The following is a 23,644-nucleotide window of genomic DNA, read 5'->3' on the forward strand; positions in this document are numbered from 1 at the left end:
ACCGCCGGAATGACAGCACCCTTGTCGAGATCATCGCCGGGCAGGGGCGCACCGCAGGGCCCGGGCGCCACGAGTACGGACGACCACGCACCCACCCGGCCGCGCCGCCACCCGGACCGCGAGGAACCTGATGGACGGCAGGCAGGGCCCGGGAACCGGCCCGCTGTCACCGTCGCCGCCCATCACGGTGACCATCCGCACGCCCGGCGGCCGACAACGCTGCAGGTAGGGCCGCCCGCCATTGTCCTCGCCGCCCTCCCCGCTCACACTCCGGCGGCCTGACGGACGGCCGGGGCCCGTGAGCGGGGCACCAGCCGAGCCGCCCACCCGCACCGCGAGTGGCCGGACGGACGGCAGGCAGGGCCGGGGGACCGCCCGGCTCTGGCCGTCGCCGCCCACTCCGGTGACCACCCGCACGCGCCGCGGCCGACGACGCTGCGGTGGGGGCCGCCCGCCTCCGTCGTCGCCGCCTCCCACCTGGCACTCCGCCGACCTGACGGCCGGCCGGGGCCCGCAAGTGGGGTACCAGCTCAGCCGCCCCCACCCGGACCACGAGGAACCTGACGGACGGCACGCAGGGGCGGGGAACCACCCCGCTCTGGCCGTCGCCGCCCGATACGGCGACCGTGCACACGCCGCACGCCCGACAGCGCTGCCAGAAGGGCCGCTGACCTCCGTCGTCGCCGCCCTCCTACCTCGCACTCCGGCGGCCCGTCGCCCGGCCCCCACCCGCGAGCGGGGACCCGCTCTCCCCTCAGTTGCCGAGTTTCTCGGACAGCTTCCTGGCCGCGATCAGGACCGGGTCCCAGACCGGGGAGAACGGTGGGGCGTAGCTCAGGTCCATGCCGCTCACGTCTTCGACGTCCATGTCGTTCCACAGCGCCGTCGCGAGTACGTCGATGCGCTTGCCGGAGTTCTCCCGGCCCACGATCTGGCCGCCCAGCAGGCGGCCGCTGCGGCGTTCGGCGAGGAGCTTGACCGTCATCCATGTCGCGCCCGGGTAGTACCCGGCCCGCGTCGTGGACCGCATCGTCGCCGTCTCGTAGGCGAAGCCCGCCGCCTCGGCCTCGGCCTCGTTCAGGCCGGTCCTCGCCACCTCCAGGTCGCACACCTTCGTGATGGCCGTGCCCACCACGCCCTCGAAGCGGGCGTAGCCGCCGCCGATGTTGATACCCGCGACGCGGCCCTGCTTGTTGGCGTGCGTGCCCAGGGCGATGGCCACCGGCGCCCTGCTGATCCGGTGGAAGTTCTCCACGCAGTCCCCCGCGGCCCACACCCCCTCGTGCGAGGTGCGCATCCGCGCGTCCACGGCGATGCCGCCCGACGGGCCGATCTCCAGGCCCGCGTCGCGCGCGAGGTCGCTCGCGGGCCGGACGCCCAGGCCCAGCGCCACGACGTCGGCCGGGTAGGTCCCCTCGGGGGTCACGACCGCCGCGACCCGGCCGCCCTCCGCCTCGATCGCGCTCACCCGCTCCCGCGTGCGCACGTCGATGCCCATCTCCGCCATCGCCCCGCGCACCAGGGCGCCCATGTCCGGGTCCAGGGTCGCCATCGGCTCGTCCCCCGAGGTGATGACCGTCACCTCCATCCCCCGCAGCGCGAACGCCTCGGCCATCTCCAGGCCGATGTAGCCGCCGCCGACGACCACCGCGCGCTTGGGCCGCCGCTCCTCCAGGTAGGCCGTGACCGCGATGCCGTCGTCCAGGGTCTGCACCCCGAACACCCCTTCGGCCCGGTCCCCGGGCAGGCCGGGGCGCCTGGGCACGGCGCCGGTGGCCACCATCAGGTGGTCGAACGGCTCGGTGAGGACCCGCCCGTCCGGCCCCACCGCCTCGACCGTCCTGCGGTCCAGGTCGATGGCGCGCACCTCGGTCCCGGTCCGCACGTCGACGGCGTGGTCGCGGCGGAAAGTCGCGGGGTCCCGGGCCACGAGGTCCTCGGGACCGGCTACGGTTTTCCCGACCAGGTAGGGGATGCCGCATGCGGAATAGGACGTGTGGGCGCCGCGCTCGAAGGCGACGATCTCCAGCCCGTCGGGGCCGATCCGGCGGCGCGCCTGCGAGGCCGCGCTCATGCCCGCCGCGTCTCCCCCGACGACGAGGAGGCGTGTCCGTGCGTTCACCCGTCGCTCCATGCCGGCTCCCCCTGTGGTCTCCGCCCCGTCAGCCCGCGCCCGTTCCATGGGGGTCCGATCCCCCAGCGGCGCCGGGCGTCCGAGGCTATCCCCCAGTGTCCACCCGACATCATCTAGGAGGGCGACTTACGTGACGGAACCGGCACCGGTGTTCGCCGGCGGGGTCGACCACGAACGACTCACGTCCCAGCTCCGGTTCTTCCTGGAGACGGACAAGCTCAAGCGCATTCTCCGGCGGAACATGCTGGTCGACGGAGCGCGGAGGGAGAACGCCGCCGAGCACTCCTGGCACCTGGCGCTCGCCGCCCGCGTGTTCGCCGAGTACGCCCCCGAGGGGGCCGACGTGGACCGCGTCGTGGAGATGCTGGTGCTGCACGACATCGTCGAGATCGACGCCGGTGACACCTTCCTGTACGACACGGAGGGGCAGAGCACCCAGTCCGAGCGCGAGCGCGCCGCGGCCGACCGGATCTTCGCCCTGCTGCCCGAGGACCAGGCCGGGCGGGCGCGCGCCCTGTGGGACGAGTTCGAGGCCCGCCGCACGCCCGACGCCCGGTTCGCCAAGGCGATCGACCGCCTGGCGCCGATGCTGGCGAACTGGCACACCGAGGGCGGCACCTGGGTGCGGCACGGCGTGACCCGTGCCCAGGTCATGGACAAGGTCAAGATCATCGCTGAGGGGTCGGAGGCGCTCGGCGCCTACGCCTCCGCGCTGATCGAGGACGCCGACCGGCGGGGGTACCTCTCCCGCGGGTGAGGCCCCGCGCGGCCCCCGGTCCGACCGGGGGCCGCGGCGCTCACCACTCGATCAGCAGCTGCAGCGCGGCGCTGAGCCCCACGGCCACGATCAGCCCGCGCAGCGCGATGGGCTTGAGCCGCCGCCCCAGGCTCGCGCCCACGTAGCCGCCCAGGACCGAGCCCGCAGCGATGAGCGCCACCGCGCCCCAGGCGGGCGAGGCGAAGATGATGTAGAAGACGGCGGCGGTGGCGTTGACGGTGAACGCCAGGCAGTTCTTGAGCGCGTTGAGCCGCTGCACGTCGTCGTCGATGGCGGTGCCGAGCAGGCTCATCAGGACGATGCCCTGGGCCGCCGCGAAGTACCCGGCGTAGACGCCCGCGCCGAGCACGCCCACCGGCAGGAGTCTGCCGCCGTCGGGCTTGGCCGGGCGCCGCTTGCGCGCCCACGCGGAGATCTTCGGCTGCAGGATGATCAGCAGGCACGCACCGGTGATGAGCACCGGCACCACCCGCTCGAACACCTCGGAGGGCAGGGTGACCAGCAGGACACCGCCGCCGAGCGCGCCCAGCAGCGACATCGCGCCGAGGCGGAGCACCCGGCCGCGCTGGCCGCGCAGCTCCCTCCGGTACCCCAGGGCGCCGCTGAGCGAGCCGGGGGCGAGCCCGATGCTGTTGGAGACGGTCGCGGTGATCGGCGGGTAGCCCAGGGCGAGGAGCACCGGGAAGGTGAAGAGCGTCCCGGAGCCCACCACCGCGTTGACGGCACCCGCACCCATGCCCGCCGCCAGGACGGCGAGGGCTTCCCAGACTTCCATCGGCGGCCTTCATTCGGGGACAGGGGGTGTCCGCGATATCGTCACGGACTGCATACAATCTACACACCGTGACCACGCCGCCCGACTCCGCCCCGCCCCCGAACCCCGAACCGGGGGCCCGAAAACCGGCTGAGCAGGAGTGACTTCCGTCACTCCACGGCGATCACCCCCACCGACGCCGGTCGCCCACCGTCACAATGTGCCGACCCATGGTGATGGACCCCCGATCTGGCTATGACCCACACGGACTATTTCAGAAATGGGCCGAATGGGGCCTGTCGGTTCCACGCCACGGTCCGTAGTTTCGACCGCAGCGGTGAGGAGGGGCACCGCGCGCCGAAAAGGGACCGATCCCCGGGAGGGGCCGGTGTGCACGCCGGTCCGGGGTTCGCGCGTCCCCTGTCTCGGCCCGTCCGCCCTTTCCCCGCGTCGCCGACGACGCGCCCGTCGGCACGACCACGACACATGTCTGATCTTGGGAGTGGGGCAACATGTGGACCGCTGATCTCAGCCTGCAGGCGAACTGCCGCGATACCGACCCCGACGCCCTGTTCGTCCAGGGCGCCGCCCAGAACCGCGCGAAACTGATCTGCCGGGGATGCCCGGTGCGCACCGAATGCCTGGCCGAAGCGCTCGACAACCGGGTCGAATACGGCGTCTGGGGCGGAATGACCGAACGCGAGCGCCGGGCGCTGCTGCGCCGCCGCCCGGACGTCTCCTCCTGGTGGGACCTGCTGGACAGCGCCCGCCGCCGCTACGAACGGACCGGGGCGGGCGTCCGGTAACCCGCCCCTCCCCCGACCACCGGGCAAGGACGACGACCACGACGACCGCGGAGAACGAGGGAGCCGCCGACCCCCCGGCCGGCGGCACACCCTGTTCCCGGAGTCCCCGTCGCCTTCTTTCGGATCCTCCCGAATTCCGAATCTTCTTCACGTCGCGGTTCCGGCCGCATTCGCGACCGCGTCATCCGCGTTCTCCGCGATATCCGCCGCGCCGTCAGTCGCGTCTCGAAGGGCCCTCGGGCCCCGAGCCCTCCGACCCTTCGAAGCGGAAACGCCCGAACGCGTCGCCGATGCCCTCCATCGCCTTGGACATCTCCGAGGGCACGATCCACACCTTGTTGGCGTCGCCCTGCGCGATCTCGGGGAGCTTCTGCAGGTAGCTGTAGGCGAGCATGTCCTTGTCGACCTCGCCGCTGCGCAGCGCCTTGAACACCATCTGGATGGCGTCGGCCTCACCGCGCGCCCGCAGGGTCTTCGCGTCGGCCTCGGCCTTGGCGTTGATCATCTCCGCCTCGGCGTTGCCCTTCGCCGTGAGCACGGCCGCCGACTGCTCACCTTCGGCGCGCAGGATCGCCGACTGCTTCTGGCCCTCCGCGGTGAGGATCTCGGCCCGCTTGTCGCGGTCGGCGCGCATCTGCTTCTCCATCGCCTCCTGCACCGACTCCGGCGGCTCGATGGCCTTCAGCTCCACGCGGCTGACCTCGATCCCCCACTCCTCGGTGGCCTCGTCCAGCACCGAGCGCAGCTCCCGGTTGATCTGGTCCCGGGAGGTGAGGGTCTGCTCCAGCTCCATGCCGCCGACCACGTTGCGCAGCGTGGCCGAGGCGAGCTGCTCGACCGCCTGGATGAAGTTGGCGACCTTGTAGGTGGCGTTGTAGGGGTTGGTGACCTTGACGTAGACGGCGGTGTCCACGTTCACCGACAGGTTGTCCTGGGTGATGGCGGCCTGCGGCGGGAAGCTGACGACCTGGATGCGCATGTCGATGCGCTCGCGGATGTGGTCGACGAACGGGATGACGATGTTGAATCCGGATTTCAGGTCCCGGTGGTGCCGGCCGAAGCGCTCGACGACGTACACCATCGACTGCGGGACGATGCAGACGCTGCGCCATCCGATGACGAGCAGGATCGCCACGAAGACCAGGACGATGAGGACAATGGCAAGCATCGGGGGCGGCTCCGGCTCTCCTCTGCGGGGCGGGCGGGGGGCTTCGCGGCGATCATAAAACCCGATCAACGCCCCCGCTTTCGGAAGAACGCCTTTCACCAGCGCACAAACCCGCCTTACCTGGCCGTATGCGGACAGGAGCGGCGTGCGGAATTCCCGTGTCCCCCTATTGCGGCCGACCGTATGGGACGGTTCTCCGCATACCGCATTTTCGTCCCGCCTGGCCCGCCGTACCCGCCTGCCCCGCGGAGCGCACCCGCCTCACACCGCCCGGGCGCTCCACCGGTCGCCGTCGCGCTCCACCTTCAGCGGCAGCCCGAAGGTCTCGCCCAGGTTGTCGGCGTTCATGACGTACTCCAGCGGCCCGGCGTCCACCACCCGGCCCTCCCGCAGCAGCAGCCCGTGCGTGAACCCCGGCGGGATCTCCTCCACGTGGTGCGAGACGACCACCAGGGTCGGCGCCTCCAGGGTGTCGGCCAGCCGGGTCAGGCGGCGCAGCAGGTCCTCCCGGCCGCCCAGGTCCAGCCCGGCGGCGGGCTCGTCCAGGAGCAGCACCTCGGGGTCGGCCATCAGCGAGCGCGCGATGAGCACGCGCTTGCGCTCCCCCTCCGACAGGGAGCCGAACCGCCGGTCCTCCAGGTGCAGCACGCCCCACTGGGCCAGCAGCGCGCGGGCCCGCCCGAAGTCGGGGGTCTGGTACTCCTCGCCGAACCGGCCCAGCAGCCCGTAGGCGGCGCTGATCACCAGGTCCAGCACGATGGAGGAGTCCGGGGTGCGGTTCGCCACCGAGGACCCGGCATAGCCCACCATCGACCGCAGCTCGGTGGCGTCGGCCTGGCCGACCGGCTCGCCCAGCACCTCGACGGTGCCCTCGGTGGCCCGCTGCTCCACCGCGGCGAGCGCGAGCAGCGTGGTCTTGCCCGCGCCGTTGGGGCCGAGGACCACCCAGCGCTCGTCCTCCTCGACCGTCCAGTCGACGCCGGTCAGCAGCTCGGCGCCGTCGCGGCGCACCCCCGCCCCGCTCATCCGCAGCACCTGGCCGTCCATCGCTCTCCTCAGTCCTCGAGCACGTGCGCTCGCCCCTCAGGGCGTGTCTCAGGGGAACCCCAGGGTCGCCACCGGATCCCCCGCGGCCCCCCACGGGACGATACTCGTGGTCATGAACGACGACGTCCCCACCGCGACCGCGTCCGGGCTGCGCGCCTCCGACGCCGACCGCGAGCGCACCGCCCGGCGCCTCGGGGAGGCGCTGGGCGACGGGCGCCTCGACCACGCCGAGTACGACGAGCGCCTCGACACGGCCTTCGCCGCCAAGACCATGGGCGAGCTCGCCCGGCTGACCGAGGACCTGCCGGAGGGCGCCGGTGCGGCGGCCGCGTCCGCGCCCGGCCCCGCCGTGTCCTCCGCCGGGGCCGCCGACGGCTCGGGCTCGGAGAACATCGTCGCGGTACTCGCCTCCGCCGAGCGCAAGGGGCGCTGGCTGGTGGAGCCCCGCACCAACGCCTCGAACGTGCTCGGCGCCATCGAGCTGGACATGCGCGAGGCGGTGCTGTCCGGCCCCCGCGTGGTGCTGCAGTGCGCCGTCCTGCTGGGCAGCGTGGAGGTGGTCGTGCCGCCGGGGGTGCGGGTGGAGAGCCGAGCCAACACCATCCTGGGCTCGGTCGACATCGACGGGGCGGCGCCCGCCGGGCCGGACGCGCCGACCCTGGCGGTCACCGGCCTGGTGCTGCTCGGCTCGGTCTCGGTCAAGACCCGCGCGCCCGACGCGCGGGATTGAGCTCCGGGGACGCCGGGGAGACCGACGTGGCATATTCGACACATTCGGTCGGGGCGGCGGGCGTGGCGCACACGGCCGACGGATCCGACACCCAGGGGAGGGCGGCGGCCATGGAGCCGGAGAAGATGCGCGCCTCGGACGCCGACCGCGAGCGCGTGGCCGAGCGCCTGCGCGAGGCACTGGCCGAGGGGCGGCTCGACCCGGCCGAGCACACCGAGCGGCTGGACGCCCTCTACCGCGCCAAGACCGTCGGCGAGGTGGCCGAGACCGTGCGGGACCTGCCGCCCCCCGCCGACGGGCCCGAGGCGCCCGTCTTCTCCTCGCCCGAGGCCGAGCGGCTGGCGTCGGCGAGCCAGGGGCGGGAGAACATCGTCGCGGTGTTCGGCGGCGCCGAGCGCAAGGGCCGCTGGCTGGTGGAGCCCCGCACCAACGTGTCGGCCATGTTCGGCGGGATCGGGCTGGACTTCCGGGAGGCGGTGCTGACCCGGCGCGAGGTCACCGTGCAGTGCGCGGTGCTGTGCGGAGGGCTGGACATCACCGTCCCGCCGGGCGTGCGTGTGGTGAACAGCACCACGTCGATCTTCGGGGGGACCTCGCTGCACGGCACCGACGCGGTGACCGACCCCAACGCCCCGGTGATCCGCCTCACGGGGACCTGCATGTTCGGCGGGATCGACGTGAAGGCGAAGAAGCCCAAGAGGAAGAAGAAGTCGTAGTGCCGGCGGCTCCGCGGGGCGACCGGCCGGTGGACACCGGGTGAACTCCCGCTTCAGGGGCACCGCCCTGCCCTCTGTGCCCGGGAGCAGGGCGAGTACCGTTGTGAACGCGATGAACGAGCAATCCACTCTCCTGGTAACGGTGACCGGTCGCGATCGCCCCGGCGTGAGCGCACGACTTCTGTCCACCCTCTCCGTTTTCCCGGTGACCCTCGTCGACCTGGAACAGGTCGTGATCGGGGGCCGGCTCGTCCTGGGCGCCCTCGTGGCCGTCGACGAGAGCGTCGCCCCCGGCGTGAGCGGGGACCGCGTCTTCGACGAGGTCCGCAGCGCCGTGGAGAAGACCTCCATCGACCTGGAGATGGAGGCCGAGTTCGCATCCGGCAACGGCCGGGTGACCGTCTCCGCCGACGAGCGGCTGCACATGACCCTGCTGGCCGACCCGCTGCGCCCGGGGCAGCTCGGGGCGATCACCTCGTGCATCGCCCGCGCGGGGGCCAACATCGAGCGCATCGAGCGGCTGGCGAGCTACCCGGTGACCTCGATCGAGCTGGAGGTGTCGGGGGCCGACCCGGAGACGCTCCGCGGCGACCTGGCGATGGAGGCCGCCACCCAGCAGATCGACGTGGCCCTGCAGCCGTCGGGGCTGCACCGGCGGGCCAAGCACCTGATCGTGATGGACGTCGACTCCACCCTGATCCAGGGGGAGGTCATCGAGCTGCTCGCCGAATACGCGGGCTGCGCCGAGGAGGTCGCCCGCGTCACCGAGGAGGCGATGCGCGGCGACCTGGACTTCGAGGAGTCGCTGCGGCGCCGGGTGGCGCTGCTCAAGGGGCTGGACGCCTCGGCGATGGACGCGGTGCGCGAGCGGCTGGTGCTCACCCCCGGGGCGCGCACCCTGGTGCGCACGCTGAAGCGGCTGGGCTATGAGTTCGCGATCGTCAGCGGCGGGTTCACGCAGATCACCGATGCCCTGGTGGACCGGCTCGGGCTGGACTACTCGGCGGCCAACACGCTGGAGGTCGTCGACGGCAAGCTGACCGGCGGCCTGGTCGGCCCGGTGATCGACCGCGGGGGCAAGGCCGAGGCGCTGCGCGGGTTCGCGGCCGAGGCCGGGGTGCCGCTGTCGCGGACGGTGGCCATCGGCGACGGTGCCAACGACCTGGACATGCTGCGCGCGGCCGGGCTGGGCGTGGCGTTCAACGCCAAGCCGGTGGTGCGGGAGCAGGCCGACACCTCGGTGAGCGTGCCCTACCTGGACACCATCCTGTTCCTGCTGGGGATCTCCCGCGAGGAGGTGGAGGCGGCCGACCGGCAGGGCGGATCCCCCGGAACCGCGTGACGCGGGGTAGCCGATCGCGTACGCTTCGCAGTAACCCCTGAAGCGAGGCCCCCTCATGTCGTCTTCTCCTCCCTCCGTGTGCCCTCCGACCGCCCCGGCCCCCGCGCCGCACCGGCGCGCCGCGGGCCTGGCCGCGGCGGCCGAGCGGTGCGTGCGCTCGGCGGCGCGCCTGCTGTCCGACTCCGGCGACGGCCGCCTGGCGGTGGCCGCCAAGGGCCGGTTCGACCCGGTGACCGACGCCGACACGGCGGTCGAGGGCTACCTGTCGGAGGCGCTGCGCTCGGCGGTGCCGGGCTCGGCCGTGGTCGGCGAGGAGGGCGGCGGGCGCCCCGGGACCTCCGGGGTGACCTGGTACGTCGACCCGATCGACGGGACCGGCAACTTCCTGCGCGGGCTGCCGTTCGCGTGCATCTCGGTGGGCGCCGCGGTACAGGGGCGCCTGGTGGCGGGGTGCGTCTACGACGTCTTCCGCGGCGAGTGCTTCACCGGCGGCCCGGGGCTGCCGCTGCGCACCGGGTCGGAGTCGGGCACGGCCGCCCGCCCTCCGGCCACCGAGGGCGCGCCGGCGCCGCTGGTGCTCACCGACATCCCGCTGCCGGGGCGCGCGGGCGAGCGGGAGCTGGCGTTCTTCGCCGACCTGCTGGACCGGGCCGAGGTGCGGCGGGTGTACTCGACGGCGCTGTCCCTGGCCTGGGTGGCGGCGGGCCGCGCGGACGCCGCCTGCAACCTGGGCGTGCACCCGTGGGACGTGGCCGGCGGCGCGGCCCTGGTGCGCTCGGCGGGCGGGGTGTACACGCCGGTCGGCGCGGCGTCCGGGCCGGAGGAGGAGCAGGAGGAGCAGCGGGAGCCGCTCCCTCCGGAGCTGGCCCCCGGTTTCACGGCCACGGCGGCGGGGTCCCGGTCCCGCGCCTTCGGCCGCTGGCTGACCGCCCGCGTGGCCGACCTGGCCGGACCGGAGGAGGAGCGGACCGGCGGCGAGGACTCCTGAGGATCAGGACGGCATGCCCCGGCCCGGTGCCGGTCGGGCACCGGGCCGGGGCGGGTGGTCCGGGAGCGCCGTCAGGCGCCGCGGGCGAGGGGGAGTTTGACGTCCGCCCTGTGGGCGGTGAAGACCTCGGCGCTGACGCCGTCGGCGGTCTCCGTGCGGCCGGTGGACTCGAACTCGAAGGACGCGTCTCCGCGTCGGAACCGGTAGCTGCCCTTCGGGGCCGCCACCCGGGTCACGGTGCCGTCGAGGTCGCGGATGGGGGCGAACTCCTCGCGTTCGGGGACGACGAGGCGGATGGCCTTCATGGCCGGCTGCAGTGTCGGCATCGTCTCCTCATTTCTCACCCGGTGCCCGCTTTCCGAGGGCGGTGTGATTTTTTCCCGGAAACGGAACCGTAAACATTGGAGCAAGGAGGACTTGGCCCCGGTTTCGACGGCGGTGAAGAGGGCATAAGGAAAGGTTGCCCTCAGCCCCGGGGTCAGGGCTCGTAGTCGAGTAGGTCCCCCGGGCGGCACCCCAGCTCACGGCAGAGGGCCGACAGGGTGGAGAAGCGGATCGCCTTCGCCCGCCCGTTCTTCAGCACCGACAGGTTCACCGGTGTCACCCCCACCCGCGCCGCCAGTTCGGTCACGGTCAGGCCGCGCTCCTCCAAAAGGCGGTCCAGGCGGACGGTGATCGCCCCCGCGTCCTCCGGCGGCACTCAGACCAGCCCCTCGGTGTCCTCGCGCAGCCGCGCCCCGTACCGGAACGCCTCGGCCAGCGCCGCGATCAGGACGGCGGCCAGGAGCGGCGCCATCGGCACGCTGAAGCCCGTGACGACCGCCGCCTCCACCTCGGGCGCCGGCGCCGCCAGCCGGTCGGCCGCCAGCGCCCGCACCGGCGGGACGACGAGGGTGCCGATCCCCACCAGCAGCGCCACGGCCGCCAGGCGCCCGGCGTTGCCCGGGGCGAAGGCGTCCCCCTTCCGGAAGGCCGCGGCGATGCGCAGCAGCAGGAGCAGGACCGCGACGGCCGACAGGGCGGCGAGGAGCGTCGGCGCCTCGGCCAGCACACGCTCGGCGACCGTGGGGTCGGCGACCACCAGTTCCCCCTCCCTCGCCCCCTCCAGGGCGACCCGGCCGTGCGCCGCCGCGGCCGGGACGGCCGCGGCCTCCTCCAGAGCGACCGGGATCCGCACCTCACGCCCGGCCAGACCGGCGATCCGGGCGACCGGGGCCGCCACCCCCAGCACGCCGACGGCCGCCAGGCCCACCCACAGCACTCCCGACAGCACCCGGCCCTCGGTCCGCCCCCACCATGTCCCGGACATGCACCCCTCCTTCGACTTATCGTTCTTCGATATTATCGAAAAACGATAAGCAACCGTCAAGCCGTGCCGGGCGTCGGAACCGGGACATATGCTCACGGCACACGGGGCGGAGCCCTGTGCGCCCCCCACCCCCCGAGCCCCGCGAAGGAGCGCGTTTGCCGGCGATCCGCCTGCCCGAGCACCTGGAGCCCCTGCTCAGCCACGAGCCCGTGCTCGACGTATACGAATACGGGCCCTGGCAGGTCCCCGAGGACCTCATCGCCAAGGTCTCCGACCTGCTGTCCCTGGTCATGTCGGACCAGCGCGGCCTGGAATTCCCACCGGACGCGCCCCGCGGCACCCCCGAGGAGCGGCGCCGCCGCCTGGCCGGGGACGTCCTCGACGCGCTGATCTGCGTCTCCGGCGCGCTGCGGGTCAACTCCGGCAGCCACTCCTGCCTGCCCTCGCTGCTCATGCGCGACCACGTCAGCGGCGTCACCCCCGACACCGACCCCGTCCGCTGGATCTTCGACGACCTGGAGATCCCGCCGTTCTACGGCCTGATGGACGTCGCCGGGACCCCGGAGTCCCGGGAGGTCGTGCTGGCCCTGCTCAGGGACGTCCTGGACGCCGTCGAGGGCGTCACCCCCTGGGAGCCGCGCCGCCGCGCGATCCTGCGCCTGCTCGACCGGCGCGCCGCCGACCCCGAGCTGCACCGCTTCGACCTGTCCGCCACCCCGCGCGAGGTGCGCCGCGCCTGGGCGGCCGACATCACCGCGCACGACTTCGCGGACGCCCCCGAGTTCGCCCCGCCCGAGGTGTTCCTGAACTGGGCCTTCGACCGGTTCACCGCGGCCCACGACACGCTCGGGGACATCGCCCACGGCATGCCGGACGCCTACGACACGCTCACCTACATGGCACTGGGCCTGGAGCTGCCCGGCGTCCCCCCGGTCGCCTCCACCGTGATGGACAGCCACGAGTTCCAGTACCAGACGAAGCTGTTCGCCCGCGAGAAGGAGGGCTTCAGCGCCGAGGCCTTCAAGCGCCGCGCCCGCGTCTGGCTCTGGGAGGCCGCCGCGGCCGGGGACTTCGACACCTGCCGCGCCTGGCTCGACTACGGCACCCGGTGCGCCGTGGCGCTCGCCTCCGGCGACGACGACCTCATGCGCAAGCCGAGCGCCGGGACCCCGCTCCCGGTCTTCGGCTTCCAGTTCGATATGCACCGCTTCTGCGTGCGGCCGCGCTCCGTGTTCTCCGTCCCGGAGACGCCGGAGGGGACGCAGGGCGCCGCGGCGGAGGGCGGGGCGGAACCGGCGCAGAAGCCGGACCAGGAGCCGGAACAGGCGGGGGAGACCGAGGAACCGGACGAGGCCGGGCGGGACGCGGACGGCGGGTCCACCCCCGAGAAGGCCGAGGCACGCCGCCGGCGACCCGCCCTCGAAGAGCTCGACGCCCTCGTCGGCCTGGAGCAGGTCAAGGAGGAGCTGCGCCGGATCCACTCCGAGTGCGAGGCCGAGCGGACCCGCCGGCGCATGCCGCTCGACTTCCCCAAGGCACCCCGGCACATGGTCTTCACCGGCGGCCCCGGCACCGGCAAGTCGGCCGCCGCGCGCATCCTCGCCTCCATCTGCGCCGAGACCGGCCGCCTGCGCTCCGGGCGGGTGGTCGAGACCGACCGCTCCGAGCTGATCGCCGACTACGCGGGCGGCGTCGCCTCCCAGGTCTCCCAGGTGGTCAAGAACGCCCTGGGCGGGGTGCTGCTGATCGACGGCGCCTCGGCGCTCACCGAGTCCGACGCCGCCCGCAGCCTGGGTTACGACGCGGTGCACGCCCTCATCCGGGAGATGGACGAGCACCACCAGGACCTCGTGGTGGTGCTCGCCGACACCGACGAGCGGATGGGCCGCTTCCTGTCGGCCAACCCGCGACTGGCCGCCCGCTTCCCCTACCGCCTGTCGTTCCCCACGCCCTCCGGGCGGGACCTGGCGGGGATCGTGGAGGCCCTGGCCGCCCGGGGCGGGCTCAAGCTGGAGCCGGAGGCGCTCGCCAAGGCCGAGCGCGTGCTGCGGCGCAGCGGCGGCGGGGCCGGGTCGGGGGGAGCCCACACGGTCCGCGCGCTGCTCGACCGCGCACTGGCCCGGCAGGCCCGGCGGCTCGCGGACACCGGCGAGATGCCCTCGCCCGGCTTCCCGGGACGGCGCGACACCCGCCCCCTGTTCGTGCTGACCGCCGCGGACATCCCCGACAAGGCGGGCATCGGCCTGGTGGGGAGCAAGCGCGGCGTCCCCGAGGGCACCGACCCGATGGCCGCCCTGGAGTCCCTGGTCGGCCTGGAATCGGTCAAGCGGGAGATCCGGCTGTACGCGGCCGAGGCGCAGGCCGACCGGCTCCGCACCGAGGCCGGGGCGGCCGTCGAGGCGCCCGCCCGGCACATGGTCTTCACCGGCAGCCCCGGCACCGCCAAGACGACCGTCGGCCGCATGCTCGGCGCGATCTACGCCGACCTGGGCCTGCTGGCGTCCGGGCACCTGGTGGAGGTGGGCCGGGCCGACCTGGTCGGCGAGTACATCGGGCAGACCGCGCCCAAGGTGGAGCAGGCGGTGCGCAGCGCCCTGGGCGGGGTGCTGTTCATCGACGAGGCCTACGCGCTCAGCCAGTCCGACTCGGGGAACGACTACGGCCCCGAGGCGGTCTCCACGCTGCTGAAGCTGATGGAGGACCACCGGGAGGACCTGGTCGTGGTCGTCGCCGGCTACGAGAAGGAGATGGAGCGCTTCCTGGCCTCCAACCCCGGCGTCGCCTCCCGGTTCCCCCGGCACCTGGGCTTCCCCGACTACACCGACGAGGAGCTCACCGAGATCTTCGCGCACATGGCCGCCGAGGCGGGGTTCACCGTCGGCGAGGGCACCGGGGAGCGGGTGCGGCGGCTGCTGTCGGCCGCACCCCGCGACGGCGCCTTCGGCAACGCCCGCCTGGTGCGCAACCTGCTGGAGCGGGCCACGGCGCTGCAGGCCGAGCGGATCACCGACGGGGCCGAGCGGCCGCCCGAGGAGCTGTGCGAGCTGCTCCCGGCCGACATCCCCGCCACGACGGGCTCGCGGGTGGGCGCGGTCGCGCCGGCCGACCCGCTGGCCCGCCTGGAGGAGCTGGTGGGCCAGGAGCCCGCCAAGCGGGAGCTGCGCGAACTGGACGCGCGGGCCCGGGTGGAGCAGGCCCGGCGCAAGGCCGGGATCACCGCCCCCGGGGCCCTGGACCACATGGTGTTCCTCGGCCACCCGGGCACCGGCCGCACGACCGTGGCCGAGCTGGCCGGGGCGGTGTGCGCCCGGCGCGGCCTGCTGTCGTCGGGCCACGTGGCACAGGTGGACCGGGAGGGGTTGGTCGGCACGCTGCCCGGGCAGAGCACGGCGCTGGTGGAGAGCGCGGTCCGGGCCGCCGCCGGGGGCGTGCTGCTGATCGAGGACGCGCACACGGTGCTGCCGCGCCCCTCCTCCGGCGCCGCGGCCGAGGAGGCGGCCGAGGCACTGGTGCGGCTGGTCCGCGAATACCGCAGCGACCTGCTGGTGGTGGCGTCCGGCGACCCGGAGGAGCTGCCCGCCCTCCTGGACGCGCGCCCCGGCCTGGGCGCACTGTTCACCCGGCGGCTGCCCTTCCCCGACCTGGCCGTCGAGGAGCTGGTGGCGGTCTTCACGGACCGGGCGCACCGGTCCGGGTTCCGGGTGGAGGCGGAGGCCGCCGCGGCGGCGCGGAGCCTGCTGGCGCGGGACCGGGCGGCCGGAGGGACCGCCGGACCGGCGAACGCGCGGCTGGCGCAGGCGGTGTTCGAGGTGACCGCCCGCAACCAGGCGGCCCGCATCGCGGATGAGGACCTGGCCGACCCCGACGTGCTGCGCGCGCTGACCGCCCGGGACGTGCCCACGGTGCTGCCGGACCGCGCGGCCGCCCGGCGGACGGGGATGTACCTGTGACGGTTCCGCCCGTCTGAAGGCGGTGCCCCGGCGATGATCTCGACAGGAACGCTGTCACGACCGCGGTCGTGACAGCGCGATCGTCGAGATCATCGCCGGGGGGCCGACCGTCAGCCGAACAGGTCGCCCATCAGGCCCGAGCGGCGCTGCACGAGCTTGTCGATCTGCTGCTTGACCTTCGCGCCGACGTCGCCCCCCTGGTGCGGGATGCGGAAGCCGCCGACGCGGTCCACACCCTCGGTCAGCAGGCCGCCGCGCTTGTCGGCCTCCAGGACCACCAGCACGCCCTCGGCGTCGGCGACGAACGACAGCTCCAGCTCCTTCATCCTGCCCGCGTAGTCCGGGCCGGGGCGGAACTCGATCTCCTGGTAGTAGGGCAGCTCCTGGCGGGCGCCGCGGATGCGGCCGCGCTCCACATCGCTGCGGATCAGCGAGAAGCCCAGGCCCGCGATCGCGTCGAGGACGGCCTGCTGGGCCGGGAGCGGGTGCACGGCCAGCGGGTCCAGGTCGGTCGCGTCGACGGCGCCGCCGATGTCGAGGTCCGTGCGCAGGCCCAGCTCGCTGCCGGGCAGGGACCGCCCCCAGGCGAAGGTGAGCGGCGCCTGGATGCTCACCGGGTAGGAGAACGGGATGCGGTGGCGCTGGCCGGGGCCGAGCACGAACGGCCCGCTCAGCTGGACGGCCGCCGCGTCCACGTTGGTCTTGGCCTCGCCGTCGTTGGTCTCCACCTCGGCACGGGTGCGCAGCTCCAGGGCGATGTGGTTGATGTGGGACTCGACCTCGCCGCCCTCCAGGTCGATGTGGCCCTGGACCTGCCCCCCGGGCCGCACGTTCGCGTCGGTGAGGACGGTGTCGATGCTGGGACCGCCGATGCCGACGGAGGCGAGGAGGCGTTTGAAGACCATGGGGGTCCTTTCGGGGAGATCAGGTGTTCGCGTCGGTGGGACGCCCGGTCGGGGCGCAGAGTTCCCGTCGGGCCGGTCCGGGCCGGGGCCGGCCCCACCCGTCAGAGCCGACGGCCCCGCAGCAGCGTTTCGATCTGGTGCTGGACCTGCGGGCGGTAGTCGGCGGCCTGCTGCGGGATCTGGAAGCCCCCGAGGCGGTCCACGCCCTCGGTGAGCAGGCTGCCGCGCTTGTCGGCCTCCAACACCACCAGCACGCCCAGCGGGGCGGCGACGAACGCCAGCTCCAGCTCCTCCATCCGGCTCATGTAGTTCGGGCCGGGGCGGAACTCGAACTCCTGGTGGTAGGGCATCTCGTGGTGCACGCCCGAGATGCGGCCGTGCTCCATGTCGGTCTGGATGAGCGAGAAGCCCAGTCCCACCACCGCGTCGAGGACGGCCTGCTGGGCCGGGAGCGGGTGCACGGCCAGCGGGTCCAGGTCGGTGGCCGAGACGGCGCCGCCGATCTCGACGAACGTGCTCAGGCCCAGCTCGCTGCCGTACAGGGGGTGTCCCCAGGCGAAGGTGAGCGGCGCCTGGATGCTCAGCGGGTAGGTGAACGGGATCCGGCGGTGCTCGCCGGGGCCGAGCACGAACGGCCCGCCCAGGTGGACGGTGGCCGTGTCCACGGGCGCCTTGTACTCCCTGCCGTGGGCCTCCGCCTCCACGCGGGTGCGCATGCCCAGGAGGACGCGGCCGATGTGGGCCGGGGCCGCGCCGCCCACCAGGTCCACGTGGCCCTGGACCGGTTCGCCCGGGCGCACGTGCGGGTTGGGGAGGACGGTCTCGACGCGGGGAGCACCGATGCCGGGCGAGGCGGGGAGGTACATGTAGGCCATGGGCGTCCTTACGGGAGCTCGGGGTTCGGCGCAGGTGGGACTCCCCGTCCGGGCACGGAGTTCCGCAGGGGCCGGATGCGGCCTCTGAGGCGGATGCGGTTCGGGGGCCGGTGCGGTTCGGGGCCGGGGTCAGACGAGGGCGTCGCGCACGAGCGCGGAGATGCGCTGCGCGGTGTGCGGGTCGATGGGGCCGGCGGGCGGGAGGTCGATGCGCAGCGACTCCTTCCTGCCCGGCAGCAGGCCGCCCCTGCGGACCTTCAGGTACACCCCGGTCCAGTCGGGGCCGGGCAGGAGGATCAGCTCGACCTTCTTGGCGTCGACGGCGCACCCGGGGCCGGGCGCGAATTCCAGGACCTGGTGGAAGTCCAGCTCCTGGATCCTGCTGTCCGCGGTGCCGCGCGCGGCCTCGGCGTTGGACGGGCGCAGCCCGAGGCCGTGGAGGGTGTCCAGGACGGCCTGCTGCACCGGCAGCGGGTGCACGTGCAGGTCCGCGGTGTCGGTGGCGTCCAGGGACCAGGCGAGCCGGGCGCGGGCGACGAGGCTGAACTCGGCCTTCGGCAGCGGCGCGCCCCAGGCGCGGGTCAGCGACGCCTGGAGGGGCAGCGGGAACGTGAACGGGACGGTGCGCTCCTCCCGGGGCGCGAGGGTGAAGTCCCCGCCCACCCCGTAGGTGCCCCACACCTCGGAGACGAGGACCCTGTCGCCCTCGGCGTCGACCTTCCAGACGCGGGTGCGCATCCGCAGGTCCACGACGGTGACGCGGGCCTCGGCCTGCCCGCCGACGAGTTCGATGCGGCCCCGGGCGGGCGCGCCGGGGTAGGTGTCGGGCGGGTCGAGCACGAGGTCGACCTTCACCGGATCGACGAGTCCCGCCCGCGAGAGAACACGCTTGACCACCATGGACGCCGGCCTTTCGGAGGGGGATGACCGTGCCATAGGACGCCGCCGGGGGGCGGGGGGTTCCGCCCCGGGGTGCCGCAGGAGAAACAGCGGAACGGGCCCGGACGGAGGTCCGTCCGGGCCCGTTCCGGCGCGCGGGAAGGGGAGGTCCCGCGCGTCAGGCGGACGCGCCCTCGGCGTCCAGGTCGCTCGCGAGCATCGTGGACAGCTCGTCGACGGCCGACTCCGCGCCCTCGCCCTCGGCGGCGAGCGTGACCGTGTCGCCGTGGCGGGCGCCCAACGACATGACCGCCAGCAGGCTGCGGGCGTCGACGGGGGCGGCGCCCTCCTTGGCGATGGTCACGGGCAGGCCGGTGGCGGTGGCCGCCTGCACGAACAGGCTCGCGGGGCGGGCGTGCAGGCCGACGGCGGAGCCGATGGTGACGTCGGTGCTGGGCATTGGGGTCTCCTTCGGGACATCGGTGGGCAGGGACGGCAAGGGGGGTTGCGCGGGTCGGGGCCGGGACACCGGCCGGGCTCAGGCCGCGGCCGCCTGGGCGGGCTCGGCGGCCGGCGCCTTCTCCCGGCGGCCGACGCCCTTCAGCGCCAGCACCGCGCCCGCGGTCAGCACCGTTCCGACCGCCAGCGCGGCCAGGAACAGCAGCGGGTGGCCGATCAGCGGCGTCACCCAGATGCCGCCGTGCGGCGCCCGCAGGGTGGCGCCGAACCCGGCGGTCAGCGCGCCGGTCACGGCCGATCCGGCCATGATGGCGGGGATGACGCGCAGCGGGTCGGCGGCGGCGAAGGGGATGGCGCCCTCGGTGATGAAGGACGCGCCCAGCACCCAGGCCGCCTTGCCGTTCTCCCGCTCGGCCGTGGTGAACGCCTTCCGGCGCACCACCGTGGCCAGGGCCAGCCCGAGCGGCGGCGTCATACCGGCGGCCATCACCGCCGCCATGACGGTGAACTCCACGTGCGCCCCGGAGGCGCCCGCGCCGACGGCGGTCAGCCCGGCGGTGGCGAAGGTGTAGGCGGTCTTGTTCAGCGGCCCACCCATGTCGAAGGCCATCATGGCGCCCAGCAGCGCCCCCAGCAGCAGGAGGCTGCCGCCGGTCAGCGAGCCGAGCCAGTCGGTCAGCCCGCCCATGAGCGCCGCCAGCGGGCGGCCCAGCACGACGAACATCGCCAGGCCGGTGACGAACGAGGCCACCAGCGGGGTGACCACGACCGGCATGATGCTGCGGATCGCGGAGGGCACCTTGAGCCGGGTCAGGCCCAGGGCCACGAACCCGGCCAGGAAGCCCGCCACCAGGCCGCCGAGGAACCCGGCGCCGACGGTGACGGCGGCGGCGCCGCCGAGGAAGCCGGGCACCAGGCCGGGGCGGTCGGCGATGGCGAAGGCGATGAACCCGGCCAGGACGGGCACCAGGAATCCGAACACCGCCGAGCCGGTGAGGAAGAGCAGGGCGCCCCACTCGGTCGCGGACAGCGGGTCGAAGCCCTCGACGACGTCGGCGGGCTGGGCGTCGGCGATGTCGTAGCCGCCGATCATGAAGGCCAGGGCGATGAGGATGCCCCCGGCCGCCACGAACGGGATCATGTACGACACGCCGGTCATCAGCCACTGGCGGACGCGGGTGCCGATCCCGGCGCCGGACTCGACCTTGGTGGCCGGCGCGGGGGCGGAGCCGCCCACCGGGTCCGCGCCGGAGGCGGCCGCGGCGGTCGCCTCCGCGGGGGCCGGGGCCTCGCGCGCGGCGGCGGCCGCGCGCTCCAGGACCGCGTCGGCGTCGCTGATCGGCGCCTTGACGCCGACGTCGACGAAGGGCTTGCCCGCGAACCGGTCCTTGTCGCGGACCTCCAGGTCGGCGGCGAAGACCACGGCGTCGGCGGCGGCGATGTCCTCCGCCGACAGCGGCGGGGAGCCCGCCGCGCCCTGGGTCTCCACCTGGATCTCGTGCCCGGCGCGGGCGGCGGCCTGCTCCAGGGCCTCGGCGGCCATGTAGGTGTGGGCGATGCCCGTGGGGCACGACGTGACGGCGACGAATCTCATGGCGCCGACACCTCCCTGTTCACGATCTCGGCCACCGCGGCGGCGTCCGGCGCCTGGAGGAGCGCATCGCGGAACTCCGCGTGCATGAGGCGCCGGGCCAGGGAGGCGAGGATGGTCATGTGGGCCTCGCCGCCGCCCTCAGGGGCGGCGATGAGGAAGACGAGGACGGCGTCCCCGTCGGGCCCGCCCCAGTCGACGCCGCCGGGGACGGTGCCGACGGCCAGGGCGGGAGCGGTGACGTGGGCGGACCGGGCGTGCGGGAGGCCGACCCGGCCGGGCATGCCGGTGGGCATCTGGGCCTCGCGCGCGGCGACGTCGGCCAGGAAGCCCTCCAGGTCGGTGACGCGCCCGGCGGCGTGCAGGGCGGCGGCGAGCTCGCGCACCGCCGCGTCGCGGTCGGCGGGGCGCATGCCGGTGCGGACGGTGGCCGCGGTGGCGAGCGGCGGTGCGCCCTCGGACCCGGCCGCCGGTTCAGTGGCCCCGGACCCGGTGGCCCCGGGCGCGGCCGGGTCGGACGCGGCGGCCTCGGAAGCAGGGGTTCGCCTGCGGAACAGCGCCATGGCTCACAGCTCCTTGATGAGCAGTTCGGGTGCGGGATCGGGGACGACGTGCACCTGCTCCGGGTGCACGTCGCCGGGTCCGGGGACGGTGCTTCCGGGCAGCGCCGCGGCGGCGCGGCCCCAGGCGACGGCGGCGGCCAGCCGCTCGTGCGGTGGGCCGGAGGCGGCCAGGTACCCGGCGAGGGCGCAGTCGCCGGCGCCCACGCTGCTGCGCGGGGCGAGCGCCGGGCCGCCCGCCCAGGCGGCGCCGCCCTGGTCGACCAGCAGGGCGCCGTGCCGCCCCAGGGTGAGCAGCACCGCGCCGTTCCCGGGGGCCAGGGCGCGGCGCGCGGCGGCCACCGCGTCGCCGACGGTGGACAGCTCCTCGCCGACCAGCTCGGCCAGTTCGGCCTCGTTGGGCTTGAGGAGGTCGACGCCGCCGCCCTCGACGGCGGCGCGCAGGGCGGGGCCGGAGGTGTCCACCGCGACGGGGACGCCGTACCGGGCGGCGGCGCGGGCCAGCAGGGCGTACAGGTCGTCGGGGGCGCCCTCGGGGAGGCTCCCGGCCGCCACCAGCCAGCGCGGGCCCGAGGCCAGCAGCGCCTCGGCGGCGTCCAGCAGGGCGGCGGTCTCACCGGGGGTGAGCGGCGCCCCGGGCATGTTGACCTTGGTGGTGGTCCCGGCGGCGTCGGTGAGGGTGACGTTGCTGCGGGTGGGTGCGGCCACGTCGACCCGCTCGCAGGGGACGCCGTGCTCGGCCAGGAGCGCGGCGAGCTCGCGGCCGGGGGCGCCGCCGAGCGGGAGCAGGGCGGTGGTGTCCAGGCCGTTGCGGTGCAGGGCGCGGGAGACGTTCACGCCCTTGCCGCCGGGGTCGGTGGCCCACCCGCGGGCGCGCAGCACCTCGCCGGGGACGAGCGCGTCGACCTCCAGCGTGCGGTCGACGCTGGGGTTGGCGGTGACGGTGGCGATCATGCGAGCACCACCCGCGGCCCGGCGGCGCCCAGCTCGTCGGCCAGGCGGGGGTCGAGGCCGGAGTCGGTGACCAGGCAGTCGACGTCGGCGAGGTCGGCGAAGCGGACGAAGCGGTCGTCGCCCACCTTGGTGTGGTCGGCCAGCAGGACGACGCGGCGGGCGGCGCGCACCATCCGGCGCTTGGCCTCGGCCTCGGAGGTGTCGGGGGTGGTCAGGCCGCGCTCGGCGGAGACGCCGTTGGTGGCGATGAAGGCGGCGTCGACGTAGACCTCCTCCAGCACCCGCAGGGCCCACCCGCCCACGGCCGCCTGGGTGCGCGGGCGCACCCGGCCGCCGATGAGCAGGGGGGTGATGCCGGGGCGGCCGGAGACCAGCGCGGCGATGGGCAGGGAGTTGGTGACGACGGTGAGCTCGCGGCCCGGGGGGAGGCGCTCGGCGAGGCGGCGGGTGGTGGACCCTGCGTCGAGCAGCACCGTGCCCTCGTCGGGGAGTTCGGCGAGCGCGGCCTCGGCGATGCGGTCCTTCTCGGCGGCCATGAGGGTGTCGCGCTGGGGGAGGGCGGGCTCGAAGCCGATGCGCTCGATGGGGATGGCGCCGCCGTGCACCCGCCGGACGGCACCGGAGCGCTCCAGGGCGGTCAGGTCGCGCCGCACCGTCTCGTGGGTGACGTCGAACTCCTCGGCGAGCGCGGCGACCTCCACCCGCCCGTCCTCCCGGGCACGCTCCAGGATCGCCCGGCGCCGCTCTTCCCCGTACATGTGGTTTCTCCTGTGTTTCTATGTGGTTATCTGTGAGTTTAAGCATGACTCCCACATGAACACAAGAGCGACTTCACCGCGGATCGAAAGATCACCGCAGGTGAGGGCGCGTTCGGCGTCGGCGAGGGGAACGGAAGCGGACAGAGCCGGGCGGGCACGGGCAGAGCCGGGCGGGCACGGGTAGGCGCGGGTAGGCACGGGCAGAGCCGGGCAGGCACGGGGGCTCGCACCCTCGGGGGAGAGTTAAGCGCGAGGGGACCCGGACACCCGACACATGCGCGGCCGCCGCATTCGGCGGCGACGGCTGAGCAGGTCCCCCGCTCGCGGCCCCCGGCCGGGCGGTGGGCCGTCGGAGTGTGGGGTGGATGGCGGCGACGAGGAGAGGTCGGCGGCCCGCGCCGCAGCGCTGTCGGGCGCAGCGCGTGCGGGTGGTCACCGGAGAGGGCGGCGACGGCGAAAGCGGGGCGGTTCCCAGGCACTGCTTGCCGTCCGGCGGGTTGCTCTTGGTCCGGGCGGGCGGCGCGGTGGGCAGGGTGCGTGGTCGCCCGCGTTCGTGGCGGCCGCCGCCCCGGTGCGCCCCTTCCCGGCGATGATCTCGACAGGAGTGCTGTCAAAACCGCCGGAATGACAGCACCTTCGTCGAGATCATCGCCAAGGGGGCGGGCGAAGGGGTGCAGGGGCATCCTGCGTCGTGAAACCGACGCCTGATCAGCCAAAAAGCGTCGATTCCACGACACAGGATGCCCGGCCCCTCTCCGGCTGTCTGTTATGCCCGGTATATGCCGCCCGGGCGGCCCCCTCCGCGATGATCTCGGGGAACTCGGGGTTAAACCGGACACGATAAGCCCGACTTCCCCGAGATCAACACCAGTGCGCCCCCGACCCGCCGCCCCCTCGATGATCTCGGGAGAAGCGACGCTAAAACCGCCCTGGTAGGGGCG

The 23,644-nt window shown here is 74.3% G+C and carries 22 protein-coding genes; 7 read left to right on the top strand and 15 right to left on the bottom strand.

The features are described from left to right. Window positions 1-754: 754 nt before the first annotated feature. The gene (locus O4J56_RS22295; protein ID WP_270688375.1) at window positions 755-2,122 is read right to left on the bottom strand and encodes an FAD-dependent oxidoreductase; all 1,368 of its coding nucleotides are present in this window, start codon (window positions 2,120-2,122) and stop codon (window positions 755-757) included. A 142-nt stretch (window positions 2,123-2,264) separates the two neighbouring features. On the opposite strand from O4J56_RS22295, the gene O4J56_RS22300 reads away from it, so the two are divergent. Continuing rightward, a complete protein-coding gene (locus tag O4J56_RS22300; RefSeq protein WP_270688377.1) occupies window positions 2,265-2,891 on the top strand; it encodes an HD domain-containing protein in 627 nt (208 codons plus the stop codon). 40 nt (window positions 2,892-2,931) lie between these two features. Here the strand turns inward: O4J56_RS22300 and O4J56_RS22305 are convergent, their stop codons facing one another. Next, window positions 2,932-3,687 (bottom strand): sulfite exporter TauE/SafE family protein, encoded by a 756-nt coding sequence (locus O4J56_RS22305; protein ID WP_270688379.1) that lies wholly within the window; start codon window positions 3,685-3,687, stop codon window positions 2,932-2,934. Between the two features lie 491 nt (window positions 3,688-4,178). Between O4J56_RS22305 and O4J56_RS22310 the strand changes: the two genes are divergently transcribed. Beyond that, window positions 4,179-4,472 carry a WhiB family transcriptional regulator gene (locus tag O4J56_RS22310; protein WP_270679020.1) on the top strand — a complete coding sequence of 98 codons (294 nt, stop codon included), beginning with the start codon at window positions 4,179-4,181 and terminating at the stop codon, window positions 4,470-4,472. 214 nt (window positions 4,473-4,686) lie between these two features. Here the strand turns inward: O4J56_RS22310 and O4J56_RS22315 are convergent, their stop codons facing one another. Continuing rightward, window positions 4,687-5,640, bottom strand: coding sequence for an SPFH domain-containing protein (locus tag O4J56_RS22315; protein WP_270688380.1), 954 nt, complete (start codon window positions 5,638-5,640; stop codon window positions 4,687-4,689). A 261-nt stretch (window positions 5,641-5,901) separates the two neighbouring features. Further along, window positions 5,902-6,687, bottom strand: coding sequence for an ABC transporter ATP-binding protein (locus tag O4J56_RS22320; RefSeq protein ID WP_270688382.1), 786 nt, complete (start codon window positions 6,685-6,687; stop codon window positions 5,902-5,904). A gap of 112 nt (window positions 6,688-6,799) precedes the next feature. On the opposite strand from O4J56_RS22320, the gene O4J56_RS22325 reads away from it, so the two are divergent. The 4 genes from O4J56_RS22325 to O4J56_RS22340 all read left to right on the top strand — a co-directional run bounded on the left by O4J56_RS22325 (window position 6,800) and on the right by O4J56_RS22340 (window position 10,463). Then, window positions 6,800-7,417, top strand: a complete 618-nt coding sequence (locus O4J56_RS22325; RefSeq protein WP_270688384.1) for a DUF1707 SHOCT-like domain-containing protein — start codon at window positions 6,800-6,802, stop codon at window positions 7,415-7,417. Window positions 7,418-7,527: 110 nt separating this feature from the next. Next, window positions 7,528-8,133: a DUF1707 SHOCT-like domain-containing protein gene (locus O4J56_RS22330; RefSeq protein WP_270688428.1), complete on the top strand. Its 606-nt coding sequence runs from the start codon at window positions 7,528-7,530 to the stop codon at window positions 8,131-8,133. Between the two features lie 112 nt (window positions 8,134-8,245). Continuing rightward, entirely contained in the window at window positions 8,246-9,475 is a 1,230-nt protein-coding gene (serB, locus tag O4J56_RS22335) for a phosphoserine phosphatase SerB (RefSeq protein ID WP_270688386.1), read from the top strand. A 76-nt stretch (window positions 9,476-9,551) separates the two neighbouring features. Beyond that, window positions 9,552-10,463, top strand: a complete 912-nt coding sequence (locus tag O4J56_RS22340) for an inositol monophosphatase family protein (protein ID WP_270688388.1) — start codon at window positions 9,552-9,554, stop codon at window positions 10,461-10,463. Window positions 10,464-10,534: 71 nt separating this feature from the next. Here the strand turns inward: O4J56_RS22340 and O4J56_RS22345 are convergent, their stop codons facing one another. The 3 genes from O4J56_RS22345 to O4J56_RS22355 all read right to left on the bottom strand — a co-directional run bounded on the left by O4J56_RS22345 (window position 10,535) and on the right by O4J56_RS22355 (window position 11,772). Beyond that, a complete protein-coding gene (locus O4J56_RS22345) occupies window positions 10,535-10,789 on the bottom strand; it encodes a hypothetical protein (protein WP_270688390.1) in 255 nt (84 codons plus the stop codon). Window positions 10,790-10,941: 152 nt separating this feature from the next. Further along, window positions 10,942-11,163: a helix-turn-helix domain-containing protein gene (locus O4J56_RS22350; RefSeq protein WP_270688392.1), complete on the bottom strand. Its 222-nt coding sequence runs from the start codon at window positions 11,161-11,163 to the stop codon at window positions 10,942-10,944. Next, window positions 11,164-11,772: a DUF2975 domain-containing protein gene (locus O4J56_RS22355; protein WP_270688395.1), complete on the bottom strand. Its 609-nt coding sequence runs from the start codon at window positions 11,770-11,772 to the stop codon at window positions 11,164-11,166. Window positions 11,773-11,927: 155 nt separating this feature from the next. Between O4J56_RS22355 and O4J56_RS22360 the strand changes: the two genes are divergently transcribed. Beyond that, window positions 11,928-15,722, top strand: coding sequence for an AAA family ATPase (locus O4J56_RS22360; protein WP_270688397.1), 3,795 nt, complete (start codon window positions 11,928-11,930; stop codon window positions 15,720-15,722). A 110-nt stretch (window positions 15,723-15,832) separates the two neighbouring features. Here O4J56_RS22360 and O4J56_RS22365 read toward each other — a convergent pair whose 3' ends face one another. From O4J56_RS22365 to O4J56_RS22400, 8 genes are all read right to left on the bottom strand, one after another. Then, window positions 15,833-16,627, bottom strand: a complete 795-nt coding sequence (locus O4J56_RS22365) for a sporulation protein (protein ID WP_270688399.1) — start codon at window positions 16,625-16,627, stop codon at window positions 15,833-15,835. A 101-nt stretch (window positions 16,628-16,728) separates the two neighbouring features. Next, window positions 16,729-17,502 (bottom strand): sporulation protein, encoded by a 774-nt coding sequence (locus O4J56_RS22370; protein ID WP_270688401.1) that lies wholly within the window; start codon window positions 17,500-17,502, stop codon window positions 16,729-16,731. Window positions 17,503-17,631: 129 nt separating this feature from the next. Next, window positions 17,632-18,402 (bottom strand): sporulation protein, encoded by a 771-nt coding sequence (locus O4J56_RS22375; RefSeq protein WP_270688403.1) that lies wholly within the window; start codon window positions 18,400-18,402, stop codon window positions 17,632-17,634. A gap of 157 nt (window positions 18,403-18,559) precedes the next feature. Next, entirely contained in the window at window positions 18,560-18,841 is a 282-nt protein-coding gene (locus O4J56_RS22380; protein ID WP_270688405.1) for an HPr family phosphocarrier protein, read from the bottom strand. 78 nt (window positions 18,842-18,919) lie between these two features. Further along, the gene (locus tag O4J56_RS22385; RefSeq protein WP_270688407.1) at window positions 18,920-20,434 is read right to left on the bottom strand and encodes a PTS fructose transporter subunit IIC; all 1,515 of its coding nucleotides are present in this window, start codon (window positions 20,432-20,434) and stop codon (window positions 18,920-18,922) included. Further along, window positions 20,431-20,994, bottom strand: a complete 564-nt coding sequence (locus tag O4J56_RS22390; RefSeq protein WP_270688409.1) for a PTS sugar transporter subunit IIA — start codon at window positions 20,992-20,994, stop codon at window positions 20,431-20,433. The genes O4J56_RS22385 and O4J56_RS22390 overlap by 4 nt, the downstream gene beginning before the upstream one ends. A gap of 3 nt (window positions 20,995-20,997) precedes the next feature. Beyond that, window positions 20,998-21,945: a 1-phosphofructokinase family hexose kinase gene (locus tag O4J56_RS22395; RefSeq protein ID WP_270688411.1), complete on the bottom strand. Its 948-nt coding sequence runs from the start codon at window positions 21,943-21,945 to the stop codon at window positions 20,998-21,000. Next, window positions 21,942-22,703, bottom strand: coding sequence for a DeoR/GlpR family DNA-binding transcription regulator (locus O4J56_RS22400; RefSeq protein ID WP_270688413.1), 762 nt, complete (start codon window positions 22,701-22,703; stop codon window positions 21,942-21,944). Before O4J56_RS22400 ends, O4J56_RS22395 begins: the two co-directional genes overlap by 4 nt. Between the last annotated feature and the right edge of the window lie 941 nt (window positions 22,704-23,644).

The organism is Nocardiopsis endophytica (assembly GCF_027706725.1).
GTDB classification, from domain to species: domain Bacteria; phylum Actinomycetota; class Actinomycetes; order Streptosporangiales; family Streptosporangiaceae; genus Nocardiopsis_A; species Nocardiopsis_A endophytica.